General features: G+C 54.2%; 18 protein-coding genes. 8 read left to right on the forward strand and 10 right to left on the reverse strand.

Going from position 1 to position 23373, the window contains the following annotated elements; genetic code table 11:
- Nucleotides 1–35: 35 nt before the first annotated feature.
- Nucleotides 36–1007 carry a TonB family protein gene (locus Q3A88_RS09655; protein ID WP_317177809.1) on the reverse strand — a complete coding sequence of 324 codons (972 nt, stop codon included), beginning with the start codon at nt 1005–1007 and terminating at the stop codon, nt 36–38.
- A gap of 337 nt (nt 1008–1344) precedes the next feature.
- Nucleotides 1345–1770 (reverse strand): GNAT family acetyltransferase, encoded by a 426-nt coding sequence (locus Q3A88_RS09660; protein WP_039274944.1) that lies wholly within the window; start codon nt 1768–1770, stop codon nt 1345–1347.
- A 181-nt stretch (nt 1771–1951) separates the two neighbouring features.
- Between Q3A88_RS09660 and hemF the strand changes: the two genes are divergently transcribed.
- Nucleotides 1952–2884, forward strand: coding sequence for an oxygen-dependent coproporphyrinogen oxidase (hemF, locus tag Q3A88_RS09665; RefSeq protein WP_110163724.1), 933 nt, complete (start codon nt 1952–1954; stop codon nt 2882–2884).
- 3 nt (nt 2885–2887) lie between these two features.
- Complete coding sequence (locus Q3A88_RS09670; RefSeq protein ID WP_010307164.1) at nt 2888–3340, forward strand: YaiI/YqxD family protein; 453 nt, start codon at nt 2888–2890, stop codon at nt 3338–3340.
- A 69-nt stretch (nt 3341–3409) separates the two neighbouring features.
- Here Q3A88_RS09670 and mtr read toward each other — a convergent pair whose 3' ends face one another.
- The 8 genes from mtr to Q3A88_RS09710 all read right to left on the reverse strand — a co-directional run bounded on the left by mtr (nt 3410) and on the right by Q3A88_RS09710 (nt 14239).
- Nucleotides 3410–4684 (reverse strand): tryptophan permease, encoded by a 1275-nt coding sequence (gene mtr / locus Q3A88_RS09675; protein WP_317177810.1) that lies wholly within the window; start codon nt 4682–4684, stop codon nt 3410–3412.
- Nucleotides 4685–4877: 193 nt separating this feature from the next.
- The gene (maeB, locus tag Q3A88_RS09680; RefSeq protein ID WP_039548421.1) at nt 4878–7157 is read right to left on the reverse strand and encodes an NADP-dependent oxaloacetate-decarboxylating malate dehydrogenase; all 2280 of its coding nucleotides are present in this window, start codon (nt 7155–7157) and stop codon (nt 4878–4880) included.
- 258 nt (nt 7158–7415) lie between these two features.
- Nucleotides 7416–8378 (reverse strand): sugar-binding transcriptional regulator, encoded by a 963-nt coding sequence (locus Q3A88_RS09685; protein ID WP_010284307.1) that lies wholly within the window; start codon nt 8376–8378, stop codon nt 7416–7418.
- Nucleotides 8379–8577: 199 nt separating this feature from the next.
- Nucleotides 8578–9435, reverse strand: coding sequence for a phosphogluconate dehydrogenase C-terminal domain-containing protein (locus Q3A88_RS09690; protein WP_010284305.1), 858 nt, complete (start codon nt 9433–9435; stop codon nt 8578–8580).
- Nucleotides 9436–9462: 27 nt separating this feature from the next.
- Nucleotides 9463–10290, reverse strand: coding sequence for a sugar phosphate isomerase/epimerase family protein (locus tag Q3A88_RS09695; RefSeq protein WP_317177811.1), 828 nt, complete (start codon nt 10288–10290; stop codon nt 9463–9465).
- A 16-nt stretch (nt 10291–10306) separates the two neighbouring features.
- On the reverse strand, nt 10307–11086 hold the full coding sequence (locus Q3A88_RS09700) for a triose-phosphate isomerase family protein (protein WP_317177812.1): 780 nt from the start codon (nt 11084–11086) through the stop codon (nt 10307–10309).
- Nucleotides 11083–12855: a dihydroxyacetone kinase family protein gene (locus tag Q3A88_RS09705; RefSeq protein ID WP_317177813.1), complete on the reverse strand. Its 1773-nt coding sequence runs from the start codon at nt 12853–12855 to the stop codon at nt 11083–11085. Before Q3A88_RS09705 ends, Q3A88_RS09700 begins: the two co-directional genes overlap by 4 nt.
- Before the next feature lies 1 nt (nt 12856).
- Nucleotides 12857–14239, reverse strand: a complete 1383-nt coding sequence (locus tag Q3A88_RS09710; protein WP_110163730.1) for an MFS transporter — start codon at nt 14237–14239, stop codon at nt 12857–12859.
- Nucleotides 14240–14782: 543 nt separating this feature from the next.
- Here Q3A88_RS09710 and rpiB point away from each other — a divergent pair.
- From rpiB to licT, 6 genes are all read left to right on the forward strand, one after another.
- On the forward strand, nt 14783–15241 hold the full coding sequence (gene rpiB, locus Q3A88_RS09715) for a ribose 5-phosphate isomerase B (protein ID WP_014914261.1): 459 nt from the start codon (nt 14783–14785) through the stop codon (nt 15239–15241).
- A gap of 214 nt (nt 15242–15455) precedes the next feature.
- Nucleotides 15456–16406 (forward strand): transaldolase, encoded by a 951-nt coding sequence (gene tal, locus Q3A88_RS09720; RefSeq protein ID WP_317177814.1) that lies wholly within the window; start codon nt 15456–15458, stop codon nt 16404–16406.
- A gap of 15 nt (nt 16407–16421) precedes the next feature.
- Complete coding sequence (gene tkt / locus Q3A88_RS09725) at nt 16422–18416, forward strand: transketolase (protein ID WP_317177815.1); 1995 nt, start codon at nt 16422–16424, stop codon at nt 18414–18416.
- Between the two features lie 314 nt (nt 18417–18730).
- A complete protein-coding gene (locus Q3A88_RS09730) occupies nt 18731–20635 on the forward strand; it encodes a beta-glucoside-specific PTS transporter subunit IIABC (protein ID WP_110163767.1) in 1905 nt (634 codons plus the stop codon).
- 65 nt (nt 20636–20700) lie between these two features.
- On the forward strand, nt 20701–22128 hold the full coding sequence (locus tag Q3A88_RS09735; RefSeq protein WP_317177816.1) for a glycoside hydrolase family 1 protein: 1428 nt from the start codon (nt 20701–20703) through the stop codon (nt 22126–22128).
- A gap of 149 nt (nt 22129–22277) precedes the next feature.
- Nucleotides 22278–23147 (forward strand): BglG family transcription antiterminator LicT, encoded by an 870-nt coding sequence (gene licT, locus Q3A88_RS09740; protein ID WP_317177825.1) that lies wholly within the window; start codon nt 22278–22280, stop codon nt 23145–23147.
- Nucleotides 23148–23373 lie beyond the last annotated feature (226 nt).

A 23373-nucleotide genomic window follows, 5' to 3' on the forward strand; every position in this document is an offset into this window, starting at 1 on the left:
AAATAAAATATTATTGTAAATTCCACATGTAATATTTATTGCTGGTCGTCAACCCGAATGTGTCCATTCAGTTTGAAAACGATGGAAACCACCTGATTCTCCACCGGTGCCTCCGTGCGATAGCGCCAGCGCGCCATGTCTTTCATCACGTCATCGCCAAATACGCCGTCTGGCGTTTCAGACAGAATCTGTACGTTAGTGACCGTACCGCTACCGGTAATATCGAATTTGACGCGCACTTTTCCTTCCACACCCAGCGCTTTTGCCCGAGAGGGATAATTCACGCGGCGATGCAGCGCTTTAAAATTTTGGCTATTACTTTTCCCTGCACCACGCGCAGCCTGACCGCTATCACTTTCTCCAGCCTTAGCGGTCGCCGCACTCCCCGGCATACCAGCAGAGGCTTGCATTGGTGAAGGCGCATCGCCGGTCTGGCTTGTCGCTACGGGAGACTCACTCTTTTTCTCTGTCTGCTGCTGCGTCACCTGCTGTTGTTCTTTTGGTTTGTTCTCAGGTTTCTTTTCAGGCTGCTTTCTCTCACGCACGGGCGGCTTCTTTTCCGCAACGGGTGTGACGGGCTTGCGCTCAATGACAGGTTGTTTAATAACCGGGTTGGGGTGTTCTGGTAACGGGGGGGAAATAGGTTGTTCTAAAGAAACGGTTTGCGTCGCCACAACGGGAGGATCGGAAGATTCTACGGTAGGAGGGGATGAATCAGCCTGCTGCGTCATTGCCGCAGCCATCATCGTGACCTGCATGCTTCCGCCTGCATTTCCCGCCATATCTTCAATGCTTTCTTTCGGGGAAGAGTGCAATAGAAAGAAAAGCGCCAGCGCCGCATGCGCAACACAGGACAAAACAAAGAATGCCAGCGAACGCCAGTTAGGCACATCGGCGGTCAGCGCTGCGGTTGGATAGGAATGAGCAAGAGGACGAGAGCCCAGCAATGCGCCGCGGCCAGTGCGGTTCGCACCCAGCAAAGCCCCCTGAAGATTTTCACGACTCACTATCCAACTCCATCTCTTAAACTTCAACTTCCTGGTGTCAGTCGTGCAATCACAATCTTCCAGGCGATAAAATGTAAGCAAGATCGGAACACAAAAAAACATGTCAAGGCCGATCGGACAACATTAATAAATAATAATACAAATGAGAATCGTTTTACAAATGAAAACTGTTACCCACAAAGTCTAACAAACTGCAGGCAATATCATTACAAATCACAGTAACGCATTGAGGTTAAATGAAAAAAGTGCGCTAACAGAGGCGCACTTTTACTAAAAGGGGATAACTCGGGGGGAGAGGCGGTGCAGGGATAACGGTTTAGCATCAACGCAATAGCGATCAATATTCCCGATCTTCAATCAAGCGTTTTCCCAGCGTGATGCAGTCAACGATCTCATAATCGAGCTTTTCATACATACCGATGACAGCATCGTTGTCCTCGCGCACCATCAGGTGAATCTTCGGGCAGCCGCGGGCAATGAGCTTTTTCTCCAGACGGCTAATCAACGCATTCGCAATGCCGCGCCCGCGAAAATCAGGGTGTACGCCCAGATAATATGCCGATCCGCGGTGGCCGTCGTAACCGCCCATCACCGATCCCACCAGTTCACCGTTCACCTCTGCGACCAGAAACAGATCGGGATCGTGATTGAGCTTACGTTCGATGTCCATTTCAGGATCGTTCCACGGGCGCAGCAAATCACAGCGTTCCCAGAGGGTGATCACGGCTTCAAAGTCATCCTGCCTGAATATGCGGATTTCCATCACAGTCGCCATTTTGCAATAAGGTAAATCGTGATTATCGCGTGATTTTTATCAGACGCAATCTCAAATTGCGCGCCGCCGTCAGGAATCACACAACAGGTGACCGGGGATCGATTTTATTGATGGTATACTGCCCGCCTTTATTATTGTGCTCCATCGCCAAAGAAACGAGATGCCCACTATGTCTGACGTCAATGCGGTAAAACATTTTTTGCTTAGCTTACAGGAAGATATCTGCCAGCAGCTTGCAGCGATCGATGGCGAAGCCGATTTCGCCAAAGATGAGTGGCAGCGTGCCGAAGGCGGCGGCGGGTGCAGTCGCGTGCTGTCCGGCGGACGCATCTTTGAACGCGCGGGCGTAAATTTTTCTCATATTATCGGTAAGTCGTTACCGCCTTCAGCCAGCACCCATCGTTCGGATCTGGCAGGCCGCAGCTTTCAGGCAATGGGCGTGTCGCTGGTCATTCATCCGCTGAGCCCTTATATCCCCACCAGCCACGCCAATGTGCGCCTGTTCATCGCCGAGAAACCGGGAGAAGAACCGGTTTGGTGGTTTGGCGGCGGCTTCGATCTTACGCCCTATTATGGTTTCAAAGAGGACGCAGTGCACTGGCATCAGACCGCTCACGACCTGTGCCAGCCGTTCGGTGACGATGTGTACCCGCGCTATAAAAAGTGGTGCGACGATTACTTCTTCCTGAAGCATCGTAACGAAGCGCGCGGTGTCGGCGGACTCTTTTTCGACGATCTCAACGAGCCCGATTTTGCTACCAGCTTTGCCTTCATTCGCGCCGTCGGTAACGGCTTCCTTGATGGCTATCTGCCCATCGTTGAACGGCGTAAAGATCTGCCTTGGGGAGAACGCGAGCGCGAATTCCAGCTCTATCGTCGCGGCCGCTATGTGGAATTTAACCTGATTTGGGATCGCGGTACGCTGTTTGGTCTGCAAAGCGGTGGACGCACCGAATCAATTTTGATGTCCATGCCACCGCTGGCACGCTGGGAATACCAGCATCAGACTGAACCGGGTAGCCCGGAAGCCCTGCTGTATCAAGATTTTTTACCGGCCAAAGACTGGCTGGCTGAAAGTCACACGCACAACAAGGAAGCATAAGTCATGCAGATTTGGGTCGATGCCGACGCCTGTCCTAACGTCATCAAAGAAGTGCTATTTCGCGCGGCGGATCGCACACAAACACAGGTCACGCTGGTTGCTAACCAGACCATAAAAGTACCGCCGTCGCGCTTTATTCGCACGCTGCGCGTCTCGGCGGGATTTGACGTCGCCGACAATGAGATCGTGCAGCGCGTTGAAGCTGGCGATCTGGTGATCACTGCGGATATTCCGCTGGCATCGGAAGTGATAGAAAAAGGCGGCATCGCGTTGAATCCGCGCGGAGAGCGCTATACGCCGGATACCATTCGGGAACGGCTGAACATGCGGGACTTTATGGATACCATGCGAGCCAGCGGGATACAAACCGGTGGCCCCAGCGCATTAAATCAGCGGGACCGTCAGCAGTTTGCTAATGAGCTGGACAAGTGGTTGCAGCAGTCAAAAAAGCCATAATGGCCTGAAGTTCTCGCCATCCCGCGTTTGCTGCTCTTTTAACAGGCAAAACAGGATGGCGATACTGACTTAGCGATACACTGGCAGCAGATCAAGGCTGGAAAGAATGTGTATCAGCGCGGTGCCGATACCAAATAGCAGCACCAACGCAATCATCGCATTACCGCCCCGCACGCGAAACAGCGGGCTACCGAAGCGGACGCGCGACGCGCGAGCCAGCAACGCGGGCGTAATCACCGCCCACACCGTAGCGGCCAGCCCGGCGAAGCCAATCGCATAAATAAAGCCGTTCGGATATAGCAGGCCACCGATGACCGGCGGCAGAAAGGTCACCAGTGCTGTTTTGGCTCTTCCCATTCGGCTATCGTCAAACTTCAGCAAATCTGCCAGATAATCAAACAGCCCCAGCGTCACGCCGAGAAACGAACAGGCGACGGCAAAGTTGGAAAAGACAGTGAGCAGCACGTCCAGATAAGGGCTATTCAACACCCCAGCCAACGCCTGCACCAGCACGTCAATATTACCGCCCCGCTCCGCAATCCCGATAAAGTCAGGACGGGCAATGTTTCCCATCGTGCCAATCAGCCAGATGGCATACATCACTAGCGCCAGCAAACTGCCAATAAACAGGCAGCGCTTGATGATCTGCGGTTCACGGCCGTAGTGCTTCACCAGGCTGGGGACGTTACCATGAAAACCGAAAGATGCCAGGCAGAATGGCAGCGTCATCAGCACATAAGGCAGATAGCTGGGTGCCGGCTCCGCCACATTCAACAATACCGTTGGCTTCACATTCCACAGCAGGCTGCCGAACGTCATGAAAAAGGTCAGTACCTTTGCTGCCAGAAAAAAAGCAGTCATGCGGCTCACCGCTGCGGTGCTCCACCATACGGTCAACGCGACAAACAGCGCAAACAGGAAGCCACCAATGCGTGCAGAGAAATCAACCGACATCTCAGCAAGCGTGTGATGGATAATGGAACCACTCGCCGAAATGTAGGCGTAAGTCAGGATATAGAGGACAAAGGCGATCGATATGCCGTTAATGACATTCCAACGCTTGCCCAGCAGATCTTTAGTCAGCGTATCGAAGCTGGAGCCAGTCGGATAATTAAGGTTAGCTTCCAGTATCATCAGCCCCGAGTGATACATACAAAACCAGGTAAACACCAGCACGGCAAATGACCAGAAAAACCAGGCCCCCGACATCACCACCGGCAGGGAAAACATCCCGGCACCAATAATCGTCCCTGCAATAATCATCGACCCGCCAAACAGCGAAGGAAGACGCTTTCCTATACCGTTTTTTTCTACTGTGTTCTCATTCACTGCGCGTGTTGCCATAACCGATAGTCGCTCGTTGGTTTTTTTATCAAGTCCGGGGAGTCTCCCCCTAAAGACGAGGCGGGATCATGGCATAAAACCAAAATTATTCCATTGATTCATCTTAGTCAGGCGACTATTTGGTCGATAAATTGCGATAAATAAAAAACCCAGCCGATTTCTGGCTGGGTTTGTCTGTATGACTGGAAATGACTTACAGCGGCTGAGTTTGTGCTTCCACCACCGCCAGCGCCACCATGTTCACGATCCGGCGCACCGAGGCAATCGGCGTCAGGATGTGGGCTGGTTTCGAGATCCCCATCAGTACCGGCCCTACCGTCACGCCTTCTGAAGACGACACGCGCAACAGGTTATAGCTGATACGCGCAGACTCCATGTTCGGCATGATCAGGATGTTAGCCGAACCTTTCAGCGGGCTGTCCGGCATCTGCTCGCGGCGGATAGCTTCCACCAGCGCGGCATCGCCGTGCATCTCGCCATCGATCTCCAGCTCCGGAGCCAGCTTGTTGACCAGCGCCAGCGTGGCACGCATCTTCTGCGCCGTCGGAGAATCCGAGGTGCCGAAGCTGGAATGCGACAGCAGCGCAACTTTCGGCTCGATACCGAAACGGCGTACGCTTTCTGCCGCCATCAGCGTGATTTCTGCCAACTGTTCCGGCGTCGGATCCGCGTTGACATAGGTATCAGCGATAAAGGTGTTGCCGCTCGGCAGCAGCAGCGCGTTCATCGCCCCCGCAGCCTGTACGCCTTCGCGGTAGCCGAACACTTTCTCAACCACATCAAAATGCTCTTCATAGGTGCCAATCGTGCCACAAATCAGCGCATCCGCTTCGCCACGGTGAACCATGATGGCCCCGATCAGCGTTGGGTTACCGATCACCGCGCGCTGCGCTTTTTCCTGCGATACGCCGCGACGCTTCATCAGTTGGAAATACTCGCTCCAGTATTCTTTGAAGCGCGGATCCGATTCGTTATTGACCACTTCGAAATCTTTACCGATGGTCAGTTGCAGCCCCAGCTTTTGCAGACGCATTTCAATGACGCTCGGACGACCAATCAGAATCGGGAACGCCAGACCCAGCGTCACCAGCTCCTGCGTGGCGTGCAGCACACGCGCATCTTCACCTTCCGCGAATACGACACGTTTCGGCTGCTGACGCGCCTGCGCGAAGATCGGCTTCATGAACAGGTTGGTTTTGTAGACGAACTGGGTCAGTTTTTCGATATAGGCGTCGAAATCCTCGATCGGACGCGTCGCCACGCCGGAATCCATTGCCGCCTTCGCCACCGCCGGTGCGATCTTGATGATCAGACGTGGATCGAACGGCTTCGGAATCAGGTAATCCGGGCCGAATGACAGCTCTTGATCGCCGTAAGCAGAGGCCACCACTTCACTTTGCTCTGCCAGCGCCAGATCAGCAATCGCATGTACGCAAGCCAGCTTCATCTCTTCGTTAATCGTGGTCGCACCCACATCCAGCGCGCCACGGAAGATGAACGGGAAGCACAGCACGTTGTTCACCTGATTTGGGTAGTCGGAACGGCCGGTACAAATAATCGCATCCGGGCGCACTTCCTTCGCCAACGGCGGCAGAATTTCTGGCTCCGGGTTTGCCAACGCCATGATCAGCGGACGCGGGGCCATGGTTTTCACCATTTCCGGCGTCAGCACGCCAGGACCGGAGCAACCGAGGAAGATGTCCGCATCCGGGATCACGTCCGCCAGCTTACGGGCACCGTTATCCTCCACCGCATACGCCGCTTTGGTCTCTTCCATATTTTCGTCACGACCGTGGAAAATCACGCCGCGCGAATCACACACCACGATGTTGTGCTTCTGGAGACCCAGCGCCACCAGCAGGTTCAGACAGGCGATAGACGCTGCGCCCGCACCGGACACCACCAGACGCACATCAGAGATATTTTTTTCTACTACGCGCAGGCCGTTCAGAACCGCAGCAGTACAGATGATCGCCGTGCCGTGCTGATCGTCATGGAAGACGGGAATCTTCATGCGCTCACGCAGCTTCTTCTCGATGTAGAAGCACTCAGGCGCTTTGATGTCTTCCAGATTGATACCGCCGAACGTCGGCTCCAGCGCAGCGATCACATCGATCAGCTTGTCCGGATCCAACTCGTCGACTTCGATATCGAAAACATCAATGCCGGAGAATTTTTTGAACAGAACGCCCTTGCCTTCCATCACCGGCTTACCGGCCAGTGCGCCGATATTGCCGAGACCGAGAACGGCGGTTCCGTTAGAGATCACGGCGACCAGATTGCCGCGCGCGGTGTATTTGTAGGCAGCTAGCGGATCTGCCGCAATTTCCAGACAGGGAGCCGCAACACCGGGAGAATATGCCAGCGCCAGATCGCGCTGCGTCGCCAGCGGCTTAGTCGGGGAAACCTGAATTTTGCCGGGGATCGGATACTGGTGGAAATCAAGGGCGCTTTGCTTTAGCTGTTCATCCATCTTATGTACCTTTTCGGTTTTGTTGTGTTGTGTCTGTAGGGTCAAGAGTACCCAGTATAGTGTTTGCGTATAGCTAAACTACCGAGGATGGCAAAAACTGAGGGGGAATGCTGGTTAATATAGTTATTTTATTTGACGGTTTTTTGTTCGATTTGCAGCCAAAATCGGATACACCAAACGGGATAATTGAGAGAAATTCAGAGAAAACGGGAAGATCGTCGCGTGATGCAAACACACCACGCAACAGAGAAAGAGAGGTTACTGCGTCATATTCAGAATAGTACGAATATTACCTGCACTGGTGGCGATAATATCGATGGCTCCGGTGCGTAGCGCGCCGAGAATCGCTAAGGCTTTGGTATTTTCAGAAGCAATCGCAATCACGCAGGGGATTTTATGTAGCTCTTCAATACTCACGCCAATCACCCGTTCGTTCATCACCGTATCCACATGCTGGCCCTGCGCGTTAAAGAAGTCATATCCGGCGATATCCCCAATCACGCCCTGATTGAGGCTGGCATCAATAATTTCATGCGGGGTGAACCAGCCGAGTTTAACCATGTAGCTGTTCTCATTCATATCCCCAATGCCCACCAGCGCGATATCGGCCTTGCGCGCCCGATCCAGCGTTTCCTTAATGGTGCCGTTCTGCATGAAGGCTTCTTTGAGCGCCCGGTTTTCGACATAAGCGGGTGAATACAGCGTTTCGCTGCTGCCACCAAATTTCTTTGCCAGACGGCGGCTGATATGGTCGGCGTTAATCGCATCACCGGGACGGTGTGTTCCGCCGATACCGCAGATAAAGCGGCAGTTACGTTCCGTCACGTTGCTCACATGGTCGGCGACCGCCGCCACATTACGTCCTTGTCCAACGGCGACCACGGTATCGTCTTTCAACGACAGCGCCAGATAGTTGGAAACTAGTGCCGCAACCTGCCGACGCTGCTCTTCTTCATCCTGATGGTCGAGTGCAATCAGCGCACGCTTGATCGAAAAGCGCTCCAGCATTTGCTGTTCAAGACGCGTGCTGAAGACCGGATGATAGCGCACGGTAATTTCAACAATGCCTTCTTCTTTCGCTCGTTTCAGCAAACGCCCGACTTTGATGCGCGAAATACCGAATTTCTTGGCAATCTCTTCCTGAGTAATTTCGTCCTGATAATAAGCAACGGCGATTTCAGTCAGAAGTTCGCTTTCCTGAGATCCTGATTGTTTTTCCATCTGGTCACATTTTCCTTACACAAGGGGATCGGTTTATACAGACGCTGTGTCTACAGATGAAAACCGTCGCAATGAATAATTGTTACACGCTGGGAGAAGAGGCTCAAGCCCAGCGAGATTATCCCTGATGGTGGCGCAAACGGACAGAGGCAGAAGCGCCGGAGCCAGACAAAAATACTGACTCCGGCAACGTGACACATTACCGCTGAATGGCATCAATCTTCAGCATTTTGGCAATCACCAGATCGAGCTCTTTCTCGTCGAAAATTTTCTTCCAATCCGGCTTGATGATGTTCTCTTTACCGTATTCAATCGCGATCATACACGCATCCGAGAACGGATTCGTGCTGCGGAAAGCCACCGCCAGCGCGATCTGAATGTGTCCATAAAGCATAGCTTTCGCCGCGGCCTCCGGTACGCCAATTGTGTTGATAGTTTCATCCAGCGCTTCTTTCATCAATGTGCCAACCATACAGGCGACGGTTTCAACCAGCGTCGGTTCCAGATAGGCCAGCTGTTTTACCGTCACCCAGTGCACATCAATCACCGGGCCATACATCACTTTAACCACGCGCGCTAAGGTGGCCTTCTGCTCGTCACTGCCCGCCTCATAAGAGGCGGCAACGTGCTGTGGCGCGGCCACGCCGCCAAATGCATCGGCATGTTCTTCCGGCGTGAAACGATCCAGAAATACGGAAGGATGGCACGGATGGGCAACGGCGTAATCGATATCATCACGCTTGGCGATAAGATTGGCATAGGCCGCCGCCGGGTCCAGCGTCAGCAGCACCGCGTTGCTTTTCATCTGCGGGACAACAAGTTCAGAGACCACTTTCAAAGCAATATCAGGAACGGCCAGAATCACCACGTCGCTTTCAGGAATCACCTGCTCAGCAACGGACAATTCTCTGCCTGCGGCAACCACTTGCTCCTGCGCCCGCGGCGAGTTCTCGCAGTAAAACACCTGATAGTCACTTTTCTGGAAATTGGCAGAGATACGCATGCCCATTTTACCGCCAGCGCCCAGTACAGTAATGGTTTTTAATTCAGCAGCCATGATTGTTACTCCTCGGATTTGGGATATTCAAAGAATGTGTGATGAACGGTTCGCATAGGGATTGCGCGTGTAGAGATAATTCAGGCTATGGCGCGTCCAGGCGTCTTCCAGACGGCACGTTTCTTCCGCATTGGCCTGCCACGGCAGCCAATGCTCGACGATCTGATTAATGTTTCGTTCGTTCGGATGAACGACCTGGTGAAGCGCGTCGTAATCCAGCAGGCCAGTTCCCAGCAGACAGCCGGAATAGGTAAAGCCCACCCAACCTTCCTGACGGGCAAACGCAAAATCTTTGATGTGCAGGTTAACTACCCGCGAGGCCGTTAGTTCAATCACCTCACGCGGATATTCCAGGGCGGCAACACAGTTGCCAGGATCGAGACAAATTCCCAGTGCCGGACTGTCGATGGCGTCAACGACCGCCAGCACGTCGCGCGTTCTTACCTGCTCATAAGTTTCCAATCCCAGTTGGATGTTGTGCTGCTCAAGCTCAGGCAGCACGCGGCGCAGCAAAGCAAGCGCCTCGTCTTGTGTCGGCTTATGTGTTGCTGTGTTGAACATGGTGCGGATAAAACGGACATCCAGCGCGCGAGCCAACGTGAGATAGCGTGTCAGGTGATCCGTGGCGAGCCCTCGTGTTCCCAATTCCAGTTGAATACCGAGATCGACCGCGCGCTGCCGCAATTTTTCCAACTCGGCAGACGAGAGTGCTTCCACCGCCGCGTAATCACAAATCTGGAAAACGCCCGCACCAGACTCTGCGGTTTGCTCCAGCATGGCTTCCAACCCCAGCGGATTCGGCACGCGGGAAGAGGCTCGCCAGAAGAACGCATAGGTACTTAATCCAATTGCCATATTTATTTCCTCTCACTTACGCCTGCGAACAGAGCATGAAGGCTTCATCCATAATGGCGTTAAACGCCGACGGGTCATGGGCAAAACGCCCCAAAAACAGGCCATCAGCGGCGTCACCAAGCTGACTCAGCAATCCCGGCCCGGCACTGCCGCCATAAATAATTCGCCCCTCGCGCACGCCTGCCTGTGTTGGAAAATGCTGTTTTAATGCCTGACAGACCTCGCTGATGTACGCTGTCGGGGCGGGCTCCGTACTACCAATCGCCCACTGCGGTTCATACGCCAGTACCAGATCGCCCGTCAGCTCTTGCTTCTGGGCCAGATTCAGTGCCGCGTCTAATTGAGCCTGGCAGGTGTCGATGGCTTGTTGCGTCGAGCCACGTTTCTCCTCGCCTACGCACAGTACCGGCGTTAGCCCATTACGCCAGGCCGCCGCCGTTTTCAGCGCGAAATGCTCATCCGTTTCGCCAAAATAGCGACGACGCTCGGCATGCCCGATTTCGACATAGCGACACCCCATTTCATGCAGCATGGTGCCGCTCACTTCTCCGGTGAAGGCTCCGTTATCCGCCCAGTGCAGATCTTGTGCACCGACATGAACGGGTGACCGGGCAAAGCGCTGCACTACGGGCGCTAACGTCGGGAAGGCGGGCAGCACAAACAGCCGGGCCGAGGGCAGTGATGCCAGCGGATGCTGTTCGGCTATCTCATGGATTTTCTGGCACCAGTCGAGTGTCTGCTGATAGCCGAAATACATTTTCAGGCTGACGCCCAGCGTTAATTTGCGCGAACTCATCGCTCACTCTCCGCTTGCGTCGCCGTCTGATGCGAAGGAGTCGGCGTCGTATCGCTGTTCAACACGGCCGACACCGCCTCAAGGATCATGGCTAGCGATATCGCCCCCGCATCGGGCGTGCCCAGACTTTTTTCTGCCAGCGGGCGGGCGCGACCAATTTTGGGTAACAGCTGTGCCGTGTCGTCAGCGGCCTGTTGGGCACACTGCGCAGCCTGCTGCCAGGCTTCTGGCAAGCGCATTCCCGCTTCGACTCGTTGCGTCAGTGCCAAACTAAAGGGGATGAGTGCATCCACCAGCGTTTTATCCCCCGGTTTCGCTTTACCAAAATGCATCACGCTCTCTTTGGCCTGACGTATACCGTCAGCCACGCGGCGACCGTCAGGGCGTTGCTCATCACCCAACACCGTTCCCAGCGCATTCAACGCGACACCCCAGATTGCGCCAGACGTTCCTCCTGCGCGATCGGCCCAGGCATCTGCCGCACGTTGCAATAACGTGCCAGCGCCTGCCTGCCGTTCCAGCATCTCCGCGGCCTTTTCCGCTGCGGCAATCACCCCACGCTCCATGCCAATGCCGTGATCGCCATCTCCGGCAATGGCATCGATACGGCCCAACTCGGTGACGTTAGCCAGTACAATGTCACGCGCCGCGTTCAACGCCGCCGCAACACAGTGTGCCGTTGCTTTCGATGCCGCCGTCGCGGCTGGGATCACATCGAGTTCTGCCGTGAATGTCCGCTCAGCCAGCGGTTCGGCGGGAGACATACTGCCTTTACGGAATGCCGGTGCATCAGCAGGCGCACGCCAGAAACGCTCCAGTTCCTCATCGAGCCAGAACAACGTGAGCGATAGACCCGCCATATCAAAGCTAGTTACCAGTTCACCGACTTCCGGCTCGACCACCGTCAGCCCCTGCTCAACCAGCAGTTGTGAAACGCGGCGATAAACCACAAACAATTCTTCGTATTTCACCCCGCCGAGGCCGTTGAGTACCACGCTAATCCGCTGTCCGGAGAGCGTCGTGATGCCTTGCGGTACCTCTTTCAACAGTGAACTGACCAACAGCTCAGCCAGTTCATCAGCGGTTGAAATAGGGGCATCACGGATACCCGGTTCGCCGTGAATCCCCATGCCTACCGCCATCATTCCTTCAGGAACGGTGAACAACGGGTGTTCCGCGCCCGGCAGGGTACAGCCAGAGAAGGCCACGCCGAGCGAGCGGGTGCGCTGGTTGGCGCGCTCGGCAACCTCAAGTACGGCGGCCAAATCATAGCCCGCTTCCGCCGCCGCAGAGGCAGCCTTAAAGACCATCAGATCGCCCGCTACCCCACGACGCTTTTGCCATTCGTTCAGTGGCGCGCTGGAAATGTCATCGGTAACCGCTAGCAGCTCACACGGGATACCTTCCGCATTCAGACGCGCCTTAGCCTGTCCGAAATGAAGCACATCGCCCGCATAGTTACCGAACGTCAGCAGTACGCCACCACCATTGTGTGCCGCTCGGGCAACGCTACAGATCTGCTGGGCTGATGGCGAAGCAAACAGGTTGCCCATCGCCGCGCCGTGCGCCAGCCCCTGCCCGACCAGTCCGGCAAACGCCGGGTAGTGGCCGGAGCCACCCCCGACCACAATGGCGACCCCACCTTCACGACTGCGAGTGCTTCTGACCACACCGCCTGGTACCTGACGCACTTTGTCAGCATGCGCCGCCACAAAGCCTTCGGTCAGTTCCCGGGCAAAGGCGGAAGGTTGGTTGAACAAATACGTCATATCAATGCTCCTGTGTGGCTGATGCGGCTTTCGATACCCGATCCGAACGGCTGAGCAGGACAATCAACACGGCGGAGAGCAGCATCAGCCCCCCGACAATCATCATGGGCAGCACGTAGGTTCCCGTTACCCCCCGTACCGCACCGGTGATGTATCCCGCTGAAAATCCGGCAACATTGCCAATGGTATTGATGAGTGCGATGGCTGCCGCCGCTGACGCTCCCGTCAGGAACTGGGTCGGTAATGTCCAGAAATTAGGTAGCGCAGCGAAAATGGAGCAGGCCGTTACGGTAATCACCGCAATGGTCGCCGTAGGGGATTCCATAAACAGCGCCAGCGGAATGCTGATCGCACCGGTCAACGCTGGGATGGCGATGTGCCATGAACGACAACCGCGGCGCGTTGCATCACGCGACCAGAAATACATCACGATGGCCGCAGGCAAGTAAGGGATCGCGGTAATCAGCCCTTTATCCATGACGTTGAACGTCGTGCCGAACTGCTGTTGGAAACCCGCGATAATCGTGGGCAGGAAGAACGCCAGCGCGTAGAGGCCGTAAATAAAACCGAAGTAAATCAGGCACAGTACCCAGACGCGTTTATTGAACATCACGGTCATCACGCTAGGGTGTTTGCTGTGATTTTTAGTGGCATGTTCGCTTTCCAGTTCACTGACCAGCCAGCGTTTCTCATCGGCGTTAAGCCACTTGGCATCGGCCGGACGATCCACCAGATAGAACCAGGTAATGATACCGACGATAATGGCCGGAACAGATACACCGAGGAACATCACCCGCCAACCGGACAGGCCGAACAGGCCGTGCTGCTCAATCAGCCAGGCAGCCAGCGGCGCACCTAACACCACCGTCAGCGGCTGTGCCAGATAGAACAGTGACAGAATTCTGCTGCGATAGCGGGCAGGCACCCACATGCTGAGGAACAAGATCGCGCCAGGGAAAAAGCCCGCCTCCGCAATCCCCAACAGGAAACGTAGGATATACAACCCTTCAATACTGCTTACCCAGGTAAACAGCAATGACACAATGCCCCACGACACCATAATGCGCGACAGCCATTTGCGCGCGCCGAAACGGTGCAACGCCAGATTACTTGGGACTTCCAGCAGAATATAACCAATGAAGAAAATGCCAGAAGCCAGTCCGAACTGCGCCACGGTGAGCGCAAGATCGGTGTTCATGCCATTCGGTCCCGCGAACGAAATAGCCGTACGATCGAGGAAGTTAATGAAAAACATCAAGCCGACGAAAGGCACCAAACGCCAGGAGATCTTGCGAATGGCCGATTGTTCTACAGCAGATGGTGTTGTGGTGGACGGTTTTGTGGCAGATTGCCCCGCCGTTGCAGCAGCCGATACTTTACTCATACAGCCCCCTTACTACCGATAGCCAACCCCTTCCCTGTCATTGCCTCTACGCCAGGCTGTTCCTGCATTTCATCCTCTTTCGTCATTCGATACCCGGTGTGACCTTTGTTGTTCGTTGTCTTTTTTATGGTTTGCATACAGGTCTGACACATTGTTATGCCCTCTAAAGATTTAGATCATTAACACGCACTGTGAACATATGAACGATATATTTGCCCCAGTCTTTTGCCTATCTCTCTGTTTAAAAATTGTGAGCATGATCTAAATATGTATCAAAAAGGTAAAATAGCGCCTTAAAAGGCGTAAAAGTGACCAAGATCACTCTTTTAATCATCGTTTCCTTTCCGAGAAAACAAAAAACAAATAATCACACATTGAACATTTGAAAGAAGCGGTATATGTTTAGCCATGAAAAGGCCGGAAATGTACGGAATCAGGCAGAGAGATTCTCGTTAGTGTCTGTTTATTAATGTTTTTTATAAACAACTTAGCGAAAGCGACATATCAGGCTCACTTTGACCCTCAGCCAGGCAGGAGATAGATATGCTCTCGATTGCAATTGGTGCAGACAGCGCCGCGATTGATCTGAAAAACACGATTACTGATTATTTACAGCAGAAAGGGCTGACGGTGACCGACTACAGCTACGATCCCACAGGGGAAAACCCGATCTATCCCGATGTTGCCTACACGCTGGCGCACGCGATTAAAGACGGTAAGCACCAGCGTGGGATCCTGCTGTGCGGCACCGGGATCGGCATGTGTATCGTGGCGAACAAGGTCAACGGCATTCGTGCCGCTCAGTGCCATGACACCTATTCCGCCCAGCGGGCCAGAAAAAGTAACGATGCGCAGGTAATCGCGCTTGGTGCGCGGGTTATCGGCCCCGAACTGGCAAAAGAGATTGTCGGTGCCTGGCTGGATGCCGAGTTTGAAGGCGGTGGATCCGCACCAAAAGTCGAGAAAATCAGCTACTACGAGCATCAGGAAAATCACCGGTAATCCTGTCTGACGGCCCGCAGTTATCCCCAGACTGACTGGCCGTCAGTCTCACTGTTCGCTCAGCCGACTTTCCGTGCAGCAAAATAGTGTTCTAGTCGAGAAAGCCCAACCACAGCAATCGGAAAAAGCGCATGTTATTCCACGACCTCATGGTGCAGTGTGTTGGCTCTGTTTTGCGCATGCCATTTCTCTATTTACACCAAGGAGCTCATTCATGAACCAACTCGAAGCCCTTAAACAATTTACCGTGGTGGTCGCCGATAGCGGCGATATCGACTCCATTCGTCAATTTTCACCGCAAGATGCCACCACGAATCCGTCCTTGATTTTGAAAGCCGCCACCCTGCCTCAATACCAACCGCTGTTTGATGACGCGATTGCCTATGCGAATCAGCAAGGCGGTAGCTCGGAAACGCGGCTCATCAACGCCAGCGACCGACTGGCGGTGAACATCGGCGCAGAAGTGCTGAAAAGTATTCCGGGGCGCATCTCTACCGAAGTGGATGCCCGCCTCTCGTTCGATCGCGGGATGTGCGTCGCCAAAGCACGCAAACTGATTGGGATGTATCAGGAAAAAGACATTCCGCGTTCACGCATTCTGATTAAACTCGCCGCCACCTGGGAAGGGATTCGCGCTGCCGAAGAGCTGGAAAAAGAAGGGATTAACTGCAACCTGACGCTGCTGTTCTCATTTGCGCAGGCGCGCGCCTGTGCCGAAGCGGGCGTCTTTCTGATCTCCCCGTTTGTCGGCCGGATTTATGACTGGTATCAGGAAAAGCAGCCCACCAGCGACTATCAGGCAGACAACGATCCCGGCGTGATCTCCGTGCGTAATATCTATGACTACTACAAACGCCACCGCTACCAAACCGTGATCATGGGCGCCAGCTTCCGCAAAGTGGAACAGATTCTGGCGCTGGCCGGATGCGATCGCCTGACGATCTCCCCTGCGCTGCTGGATCAGTTGAAAAACAGCGATGCGCCGGTTGAACGCCAGCTGACACCGTCAACCGAAGGGTTCCATCATCCCTCCCCACTCTCTGAAGCTGAATTCCGCTGGGAACACCATCAGGATCCGATGGCCGTCGATAAACTGGCGGAAGGCATTCGCCTGTTCGCTGCCGATCAACAAAAGCTGGAAACGCTGCTGGCAGCCAAGCTGTAACTTTTGGAGTCAAGCATGTCCTCTCGTAAAGAACTTGCCAATGCTATCCGCGCGCTGAGCATGGATGGGGTGCAGAAAGCCAAATCCGGTCACCCGGGCGCACCGATGGGCATGGCAGATATCGCCGAAGTGCTGTGGCGCGATTATCTTAACCATAATCCGGCCAACCCTAACTGGGCCAACCGCGACCGCTTCGTGCTGTCCAACGGCCACGCGTCCATGCTGATTTACAGCCTGCTGCATCTCTCCGGCTACGACCTGCCGATTGAAGAACTGAAAAACTTCCGCCAGCTGCACTCTAAAACTCCGGGTCACCCGGAATACGGCTACACCGCCGGCGTTGAAACTACCACTGGCCCGCTGGGTCAGGGTGTTGCCAACGCAGTGGGTATGGCGATTGCCGAGCGCACGCTGGCGGCGCAGTTCAACCGCCCGGGTCATGAGATTGTCGACCATCACACCTACGCGTTCCTGGGTGACGGCTGCATGATGGAAGGGATTTCTCACGAAGTCTGCTCGCTGGCCGGCACCATGACGCTCGGCAAACTGACTGCGTTTTATGATGACAACGGCATCTCCATCGACGGTCACGTTGAAGGCTGGTTTACCGACGATACCGCCGCCCGTTTTGAAGCCTACGGCTGGCACGTGGTGCGCGGCGTAGACGGTCACGATGCGGACGCCATCAAACGCGCTATCGGTGAAGCACAGCTGGTGACCGACAAGCCGTCGCTGCTGATGTGCAAAACTGTGATTGGCTTCGGCTCACCGAACAAGGCCGGTACGCACGATTCCCACGGTGCACCGCTGGGTGATGCAGAAGTGGCAGCGTCCCGTGAACAACTGGGCTGGGCGCACGCGCCGTTTGAGATCCCGGCTGATATCTATGCTTCCTGGGATGCGAAACCGGCCGGTCAGCGTAAGGAAGCGGCCTGGGATGAGGCGTTTGCCGCCTACGCCAGCGCGTACCCTGAACTGGCTGCCGAGTTCAAACGCCGCACCGCCGGTGAGCTGCCGGCCAACTGGCAGGCGGACGCACAGAAATTTATCGACGATTTGCAGGCGAATCCGGCGAAAATCGCCAGCCGCAAAGCGTCACAGAACGCGCTGGAAGCCTACGGCAAACTGCTGCCGGAATTCCTGGGCGGCTCAGCTGACCTGGCACCGAGTAACCTGACCATCTGGTCCGGCTCGGTATCACTGGATAAAGACCACGCGGGTAACTACATCCACTACGGCGTGCGCGAATTCGGTATGACGGCGATTGCCAACGGGATTGCGCTGCACGGTGGCTTTGTGCCGTACACCGCGACCTTCCTGATGTTTGTGGAATACGCGCGTAACGCCGTGCGTATGGCCGCGCTGATGAAAATCCGCAGCATCTACGTTTACACCCACGACTCCATCGGTCTGGGCGAAGACGGCCCGACCCACCAGCCGGTTGAACAGCTGGCCAGCCTGCGCGTCACGCCGAACATGAGCAACTGGCGTCCGGCAGATCAGGTGGAAACGGCGGTGGCGTGGAAATACGCGATTGAGCGTCAGGACGGCCCGACGTCGCTGATCCTGTCCCGTCAGAATCTGGCACAGCAGTCACGTACCGCTGAGCAACTGGCGAACGTGGCGAAAGGTGGCTATGTGCTGAAAGACAGCGAGGGTCAACCTGAGCTGATCCTGATTGCCACCGGTTCTGAAGTTGAACTGGCTGTCGGCGCGTATGACAAACTGACTGCCGCAGGCCGCAAGGTGCGCGTGGTGTCCATGCCGTCTACAGATGCGTTCGACAAGCAGGATGCAGCTTACCGTGAAGCGGTGCTGCCGAAAGCCGTATCAGCACGCGTAGCGATTGAAGCGGGTATTGCGGACTACTGGTTCAAGTATGTCGGCCTGAACGGCGCGATTGTCGGCATGACGAGCTTCGGCGAATCAGCTCCGGCTGAGCTGCTGTTCGAAGAATTCGGCTTCACCGTCGATAACGTCGTTGAAAAAGCGCAGGCGCTGCTGAAGTAAAGCGGCGATGCGGTAAAATTGATGCGATAAAACTGCGATATCGTGCGCAAAAGGATCGCAAACCGCCACATTGTTTGTGATCCAGATCAATTAATTCATCTGAGTACATTGCATGACTCCAGCGCCGCATGCTGATATTGCGGCGCAACACCATAAGTTGCACCAGCCTATTTTTATCGCGGCGTGCTACTGCTTCGGCAGGCAAGACCAAAGTAAAAATGCATTTCCTCTTTTTTAGAGGTGCATTTTTATTTTGGTCTTTTTTTTTGGCCTAATTGGCGTCAACACAGGGTAAAACGATGAATTATCAAAAAATGAATTATCAAAAACTTGGAGTCGACATCCTCGCGTTAAGCGGCGGCAAGCAGAACGTCAGCAAGTTGACCCACTGCGCCACTCGCTTACGCTTTGAGTTCAACGACAGCGATGCCGTACAGGCAGACGCGATTGCTAAACTCCCCGGCGTTATCAGCGTGGTCGATCGCGGCGGTCAGTTTCAGGTGGTCATCGGCAACGATGTCCAAATCACCTATCGCGCGATTTTGAACGAGATTGGCGAGATGGACGGCCAGCGAACTGCCAACAGTAAAGAACCGCAGAAGAAAGGCGGCATTTTCTCGCAAATCATCAGCGTGATTTCCACCACCTTCACGCCAGTTATCCCGGCGATTACCGGCGCAGGGATGATTAAAGCTCTGCTGGCGATCCTCAAGCTGACGGGGTTAATTTCTGCCGACAGCACGACTTATCGCCTGCTGGACACGATCTCCGATGCCGCCTTCTTCTTCCTGCCTGTGCTGCTGGCTTACGGTGCCTCCATCAAGTTCGCCTGTAACCCGATTCTGGCGATGACGATTGCGGGCGCACTGCTGCACCCGAATCTGGCTCAGCTACTGGCCTCCGGCGGCCCCATCAGCTTTATCGGTATTCCGGTGCGGCTGGCGGACTATGCCGGATCGGTATTGCCGATCATTCTTACCGTATGGATCATGTCTTACATCGAGCAGTTTGCCGAAAAGATCTCGCCTTCGATGATCAAATTTTTCACCAAGCCGATGATTGTGCTGTTGTTTACCGCGCCGCTCGCGCTGGTGGTGATTGGGCCTTTCGGGATTTTCCTCAACGATCTGGTCGCCAGCGGTGCGGCGATCATTGACGGAAAAGCGAGCTGGCTTATTCCGATGCTGATGGGCGGTCTGCAACCGTTTTTGGTGATCACCGGCACCGCCTGGGCGATGACGCCAATTGCCACCTCGCAGCTGACTCGCAACGGCTTCGAGATGATCAACGGGCCCGGCATGCTGGCCTCCAACATTGCGCAGGGTGCCGCCACGCTGTGCGTAGCGCTGAAAACCAAGAACAAGAATTTGAAACAGCTGGCGTCTTCCGCAGGCTTCACCGCTCTGCTGGGTATCACCGAGCCTTCCCTGTACGGGGTGACGCTGAAACTGAAGAAACCGCTGATTGCCGCCATGATCGGCGGGGGCTGTGCGGGTATCTATGCCGGGCTGGCCGGGCTGGTTCGCTATGCCTTCGTCTCACCGGGTCTCGCGGCGCTACCCGCCTTCATTGGTGAAAACCCGATGAACATCGTACATGCGCTGATCACCTGCGCCATTGCGATTGTCGTCACGTTTGCGCTCACCTGGATCATGGGATTCGACGATCCGGTGGATGAAACCGACACCACAGCAACCACCAATAGTTCGTCTACCTCGGAAACAGAGACCGCCAAAAAACCCCAGGCAGCGGAAAGTCGCGCAGAACAGCAAGCGATTATGAGTCCCTTGTCCGGTAAGCTGGTCGCACTGAGTGACATCAACGATGACGTATTCTCACAGGGATTACTGGGACAAGGCGTGGCGATTATTCCTGACAAGGGCGAAGTCGTCGCGCCGGTTAGTGGCGAAATCATCACGTTTCTTGAGTCTAAACATGCCGTCGGTATCCGGACAGATAACGGTCTGGAATTACTGATTCATGTCGGCCTTGATACGGTGAATCTCAACGGCAAGCACTTTACCGGTTACATCAAACCGGGCGACCGAGTTAGCGCGGGCGACAGGCTAATTAGCTTCGATCTGCATGAAATCATGCGTCTGGGCTATGACCCGATTACGCCAGTGGTGATCATCAACAGCGATGACTACGCCAGCGTCGTCTGCACCGCACCACAGCCGATCGCACCGCTGGACACCATCATTAACGTGAACGCCTAATCCCCATAGAGGCATTGGGTGCCCTGCCCAATGCCTTTTCCATCTTCCCAGATGTGAGAGAAAATATGCATTACCAACAGCAAAAACACTTCCCTGCGGGCTTTCTGTGGGGAGCCTCGACCTCGGCTTATCAGGTCGAAGGAGGCTGGCAGGCCGAGGGAAAAAGCCCGTCGATCATTGATAAATGCCTGCACCCGGAAAACACCGCCGACTTCACCGTGGCTAGCGACCACTACCATCGGTTTAAAGAAGACGTGCAGCTGTTCGCGGAGCTCGGGTTAAAGGCCTATCGCTTCTCCATTGCCTGGACGCGTATTCTTCCCGACGGCACCGGTGCAGTCAATCCGCTGGGCATCGCGTTTTACAACAGCCTGATTGATGAACTGAACGCGCACGGTATCGAACCGGTCGTCACGCTCTACCATTTCGATTTGCCTTATTGTCTGGAAGCACAGGGCGGCTGGCAGAATCGCGCCACGATTGACGCCTTTGTTCACTACGCCCGCACGCTGTTTACGCATTTCGGCGACAAGGTGAAATACTGGCTGACGATTAATGAGCAGAACACCATGATTCTGCACCCCGGTGCGATTGGCCTGCCGGAAGGTGGCGTTTTGCCATCTAAAAAAGCGCTGTATCAGCAGAATCATCACATGATGCTGGCACAGGCGCAGGTCATGGCGTTGTGCCACGAACTCGCGCCCAACGGTTTGATTGGCCCGGCGATCAACACCACCTCCATGTATCAGGCCACCAGCAAGCCGGAAGATGCCATCGCCGCACACAACTGGGAAACGCTGCGCTGCTGGAGCTTTCTGGATGTCGCGGTGCACGGCCGCTACAACGCGCTGGCCTGGCGTTATCTGGAAGATCGCGGTCTCGCGCCGGAGACATTGCCCGGCGATGACGACATCCTACAGTCAGGCAAGCCCGACTACGTAGCGATTAACTACTACTCCACCGCCACCATTGCCGCCAGTAAAGGCGATGCATCGGATGTCAGCGCCCGCGCGGGCGATCAGCAAATCATGCTGGGTGAACCCGGCGTCTATCGCGCGGCGGACAATCCGCACGTCGATAAAACGCCTTATGGCTGGGTGATCGATCCCATTGGTTTGCGTTTAACGCTACGTAAAACCTACGAACGCTATCATCTGCCAATCCTGATTACGGAAAACGGCATGGGTGCGCCGGATAAGCTTGAGGCCGACGGGACGATCGACGATCAATATCGCATCGATTTTATTGCCCGCCATATTGAACAGATGCAGCTCGCCATCAGCGACGGTGTTGATCTTATTGGCTATTGTCCGTGGTCGGCGATCGATGTGGTCAGCACCCATCAGGGCTACGGTAAGCGCTACGGATTTATCTATGTGAACCGTGATGAGTTCGATCTGAAAGATCTGCGCCGCATCAAAAAGAAAAGTTTTTACTGGTATCAGGGCGTCATAGCATCAAATGGCACGCGGCTATTTCCTGAGGAATCCTAATACTGACGCCCCAGTACACGCTGTTAAAACAGGGATAAGCTCACTCTGAAATCACTCCTGTTGCGGGAAAACGCCCCCGCAACATGAAAGAGAAGAAATGGGTTATTATTTTACTGACGCTCCCACTGATATCACTCAAGAAACGCATGATGGCTGAACCGATAAAAGCAATAAAAATACTGAACAATAGCCTGGTGTTATCTTCCGATGCAGATAACAACGAAATCATTGTCATGGGGAAAGGGATCGGTTTTAACAGCAAAACCGGCGATATCCTCGATCCGACCAAAATTGAGAAGACCTTTATTCTCAAGGACGGCACATCGCCACGTGAGTTTGCTCGTCTGATTGAGCACGTCGGGGAAGAATATGTTCATATCGTGAATAAAATTATTGATGATGCGAACCGACAACTTCATGGTCGCCTGAGCGAACAGGTCTTTTTTACGCTGATCGACCATATCAGCTTTGCGATTGAGCGCTATCGCAAAGGCATCAGCATACAAAATCGTCTGCTTTATGAAGTAAAGCGATTTTACCCGCAGGAGTTTGCGATTGCCTCACGGGCGCTCAACGACATTAACCAGCAAATGAACCTGGAGTTACCCGAAGAGGAAGCGGGCAATATCGCGTTCCATTTGGTCAACGCCCAAACCGACGTCCAGAATATGGAGAACACGCTCCAGTCGGTCAAGATGCTGAAAGATATCTTTAATATCATTCAGTACAACTTCCATATCGTGATTGATAAAGAATCCATTAACTACTCACGCTTCCTGACGCACATGCAATTCTTTATTCAGCGTCTGCTGGAAAATAGCCTGATTCATTCAAACGATGACTTTATTTTTGAGCAGGTGACCAAAGAATATCCTGATGCCTATAAATGCAGCCGACTGATCAAAGACTATATTCACAACCTGCTCAACATCGACATTTCTAACGATGAAATGCTGTACCTGATTATTCATATCGTCCGTATCACCCCAGAACAGGAAAACGCACCCAATCGGCGATAAATTGATCAGCGGTTTTCCTGCCGCTGCTGCAGCTCCTCGTTCTGATGACCTCACCAGTGCAACACGCACAAGACCCCATCCCTGATAGCCCATTTGGACAAGGAACAACCCATGCGGGTGACACGGCGATTACTGAAAGTTTCATCGCATTTTTGGCTACTGGGCATGTTCAATCAATAAGGCATTGGCTACTATCATTTTCATAAGCAAATTATGGAAATTTTTT

The sequence above is a fragment of the Pectobacterium sp. HCp5_1 genome (assembly GCF_032905925.1).
GTDB classification, from domain to species: domain Bacteria; phylum Pseudomonadota; class Gammaproteobacteria; order Enterobacterales; family Enterobacteriaceae; genus Pectobacterium; species Pectobacterium brasiliense_A.